The organism is Sulfuricurvum sp. (genome assembly GCF_023250475.1).
In the GTDB taxonomy this organism is placed as follows: domain Bacteria; phylum Campylobacterota; class Campylobacteria; order Campylobacterales; family Sulfurimonadaceae; genus Sulfuricurvum.
Map to the genome: position 1 here is coordinate 1 of NZ_JAHFAQ010000175.1, position 3,407 is coordinate 3,407.

The following is a 3,407-nucleotide window of genomic DNA, read 5'->3' on the forward strand; positions in this document are numbered from 1 at the left end:
ATGGAACCGTAAAAATCGCTCACCAGCACCGCAGGGACTTGGTTGATGAGAATATCACGTAAAACCCCTCCGCCGATAGCGGTAAGGGAGCTGAGAATAATGACGCCGAAGAAATTAAAGTGAGCATCAATCGCCAGAAGCGCTCCGGTGATACTGAAGGCGACGAGACCGATCGTATCGCTGATAACAAAAAGCCATTGCCGCTCGATTTGTTCTCTATGATAAAGACGAAAGGCAAATGCGGCGGTAATCGTCGTCAAAACGGTAATGGCAGGGTAATATTCGTTAAAAGCGAAAGGGGTTCGATCCAGTATGACATCTCGGACGACCCCTCCGCCGAGTGCGGTGAGCGAGGCGGAGATGATTACGCCGAGAAGATCGAGGTTATTGCGTACCCCGACGAGAAATCCGCTGAGAGCAAAGGCGACAATGCCTAGAATATCGGCGAAAACGACGAGATTAAACTCAGACATCATCAGGGGCGCGGTAGTTTTCTTTGAAGCTTACGTAGCGCGCGGCCGAAGCGTAGAGTTCGGAAACCTCTTCGTCGGTGAGCTCTCGGACGACTTTTGCGGGGCTTCCCATGATGAGAGATCGCGGCGGGAACACTTTATTTTTGGTCACCAATGATCCTGCACCGACGATCGACTCTTTCCCGATAATGGCACCGTCGAGAATGGTGGCGCTCATCCCGATCAGACATGCGTCTTCGATGGTGCATCCGTGCAGCATCACTCGATGGCCGACGGTAACATCGTTTCCGATAATAGTGGGATATCCGTCGCTCATGTCCTCTTTTTTATGATGGGTGACATGGACCATGCTGAGGTCTTGAATGTTGCTGCGATCTCCGATTTGGATACTGTGGACATCACCGCGCACGACGCATCCGAACCAGATGCTGACATCTTCTCCCATCGTTACCCGTCCGATCACATCGGCTGAGTCCGCGATCCAAACCCGTTCTTTCATCTTCGGAGTATAGTGTAAATAATTTGTGATCATCGAATCTCCTCAGCTCTCTTTAAATAGCCGTGCAGTCAGTTGCTGTACATAATTCGGAGTCTGTTTTTTGACCGAATTGTAGACTTTGTTGGTATGGCTTTCGGCGATTTTATGGCTGTCGATAAGATTGCCGGGCTCATGTTTAACTTTGACATAGCTGCCGTCATTTTGCAGTTCGTACGCAAGCATATTGTCGGAGGTTTGAAGCTGCAGTATCTGAATCAGTTTGTTGCTGATCTCTTCGCCGCTAATCGGGGTCAGCAATTCGATACGGCGCAACAGATTCCGAGGCATCCAGTCGGCACTGGAGATATAGGTTTGCGGTGTCGAGTGTTTGAAATAATAGATACGGGCATGTTCCAAATATTTTCCGATGAGCGAGACAACGCGGATATTTTCACTGAATCCCGGAACACCAGGCCGAAGACAGCAGATGCCGCGGATAATAAGCTCGATTTTTACCCCGGCTTGAGATGCTTTATAGAGTGCTTTGATGATATCTTCATCGACTAGGGCGTTCATTTTGGCAATGATGACCCCTTCGCTGCCCATACGGGTCTCGTTTTGGATCAATGAAAGGACTTTCGGTTTAATTTGCGTCGGTGCCATGTAGAGTTCGTGCAATTTCCCTTTTTTGCTGAATCCGGTCAAAAAGTGGAAAAAGCGGGTCATATCGTGGGTGATCGCGTCGTTGCTGGTCATGTAGCTGATATCGGTATAGATCGTTGCGGTGGAGGGGTTATAGTTTCCGGTACCGATATGGGCATATTGTTTGAGCTTGCCGTCAACTCGGCGGGTGATAAGCGCCGCTTTGGCATGGACTTTGAATCCGGCAATCCCGTAGATGACGTGGGCTCCCGAATTTTCGAGCGCTTTTGCCCAGTGGAGATTGTTCTCTTCGTCAAAGCGTGCTCGTAGTTCGACCATAACGGTGACCTGTTTGCCCGATTCGGCAGCATTGATCAACGATTGGACGATCGGCGATTTCGAGCCCGAACGATAGAGCGTCATCCGGATCGAGACAACTTCGGGGTCTTTGGCCGCAATCTGAATAAGCCGTACGACCGGTTCAAAACTTTCAAACGGATGGAAGAGGAGCAAATCTTGTTTGTCCAATGTCGTATAGAGACTATCGTCGGTGTCAAGCGGCGGAAGATTTCTCGGCTTGAAACTCGGACTGGTAAGGTGAGCAAAATCTTTGTTGCCGACCACCTGCCACAGGCTTCCGAGATTGAGATACGTTTGGAAACGGTAGATGTCGTCTTTGTAAACGTTGGCATGGCGGTTGAAGAAGTTCAAAAGATCATCATCGGCATGGACGCTCAGTTCCAACCGTACCAATTCCCCTTTTTTACGGAGTTTAAGCCCCTCTTCGAGGATCTCCATAAAATCGTCCGCTTCCTCTTCCTCGATGGCGATATCGGCATTTCGGGTAACACGGAATGCGGCAAATTTGATCAGTTCATAGCCGGGAAAGAGATCTTGGATATGCTCGGCAACGATACTTCCGATCGGGATGTAGATACGGTTGTCGATTTCGACGAAGCGTGGAAGAACCCGTGGAATACGGATAAGCCCGTAACGTTCGACCGTAGGATCTTCTTTGTCCCGAAGTTTGACAATTTGTCCGAACCCGAGATTATTGAGGTGGGGAAACGGATGGGTCGCATCGATCGCGATGGGGATGACGACGGGATAGATATTTTCATGAAAATATCTGTCGAGATATTTGCGCTGGTCGGGAGTTACCTCTTTATACGATTTGAAAAATATCCCCTCTTTTTCGAGCTCTTTCATAATTCCCTGCAGACAGTATTCAACCGCTTCTTGCTCTTTATGGAGATATTCGCGGATTTCACGCAGTTGGTGCAGCGGAGTAAAACGATCGGCTCCCGAGACATTGACTCCGGCGCTGAAGAGTTTTTTCAATCCCGCGACACGGATCATGTAAAATTCATCGAGGTTCGTTCCGTAAATCGCCAAAAATTTGAGTCGTTCAAAAAGAGGGAGCGATTCGTCTTGTGCCTGTCTCAAAACACGGGTATTGAATTGGAGCCATGAAAGCTCACGATTGATATAAAGCGCTGGGTCTTTGTAATTATTTGGCATGGTTTCTACTAGTTTTGGTTTTAAGTTAACGGGATTATATTATACTTATCGTTACAAAAAAGGAACTTGATGAGTATATTTCAAATATTAATGTTTGGGGCGACACTTTTTTTCGCCTATCAAATCTTTCGGCACGTTCAAAATCTAGACGATTCAGAGACTCAAAAAAAAGGGCCAACTATCGTCGACACGGCGGTATTCTCGGCTGCGGCTTTGGTTGAGGAAGCCGATAATGCGTATGAAAAAGGGGAGACGGAACGGGCTCGAATATCTCTCGAAGAGGCTTCGCGTAT

3 protein-coding genes and 1 pseudogene are annotated in these 3,407 nt (G+C 48.2%); 1 reads left to right on the top strand and 3 read right to left on the bottom strand.

Features of this window, described 5'->3' with window-relative positions; all coding sequences use genetic code 11:
* The 3 genes from Q0C19_RS11630 to Q0C19_RS11640 all read right to left on the bottom strand — a co-directional run.
* Positions 1–476, bottom strand: a 476-nt coding sequence (locus tag Q0C19_RS11630; protein ID WP_295056243.1) for a TRIC cation channel family protein, incomplete at its 3' end; no start/stop codon positions are given.
* Complete coding sequence (locus Q0C19_RS11635; RefSeq protein ID WP_295056245.1) at positions 466–1,005, bottom strand: gamma carbonic anhydrase family protein; 540 nt, start codon at positions 1,003–1,005, stop codon at positions 466–468. The genes Q0C19_RS11635 and Q0C19_RS11630, both read right to left, overlap by 11 nt.
* Before the next feature lie 9 nt (positions 1,006–1,014).
* On the bottom strand, positions 1,015–3,114 hold the full coding sequence (locus tag Q0C19_RS11640; RefSeq protein ID WP_295056248.1) for an RNA degradosome polyphosphate kinase: 2,100 nt from the start codon (positions 3,112–3,114) through the stop codon (positions 1,015–1,017).
* A gap of 69 nt (positions 3,115–3,183) precedes the next feature.
* Between Q0C19_RS11640 and Q0C19_RS11645 the strand changes: the two are divergent.
* Positions 3,184–3,407, top strand: a pseudogene (locus tag Q0C19_RS11645) (hypothetical protein); the annotation flags it as partial.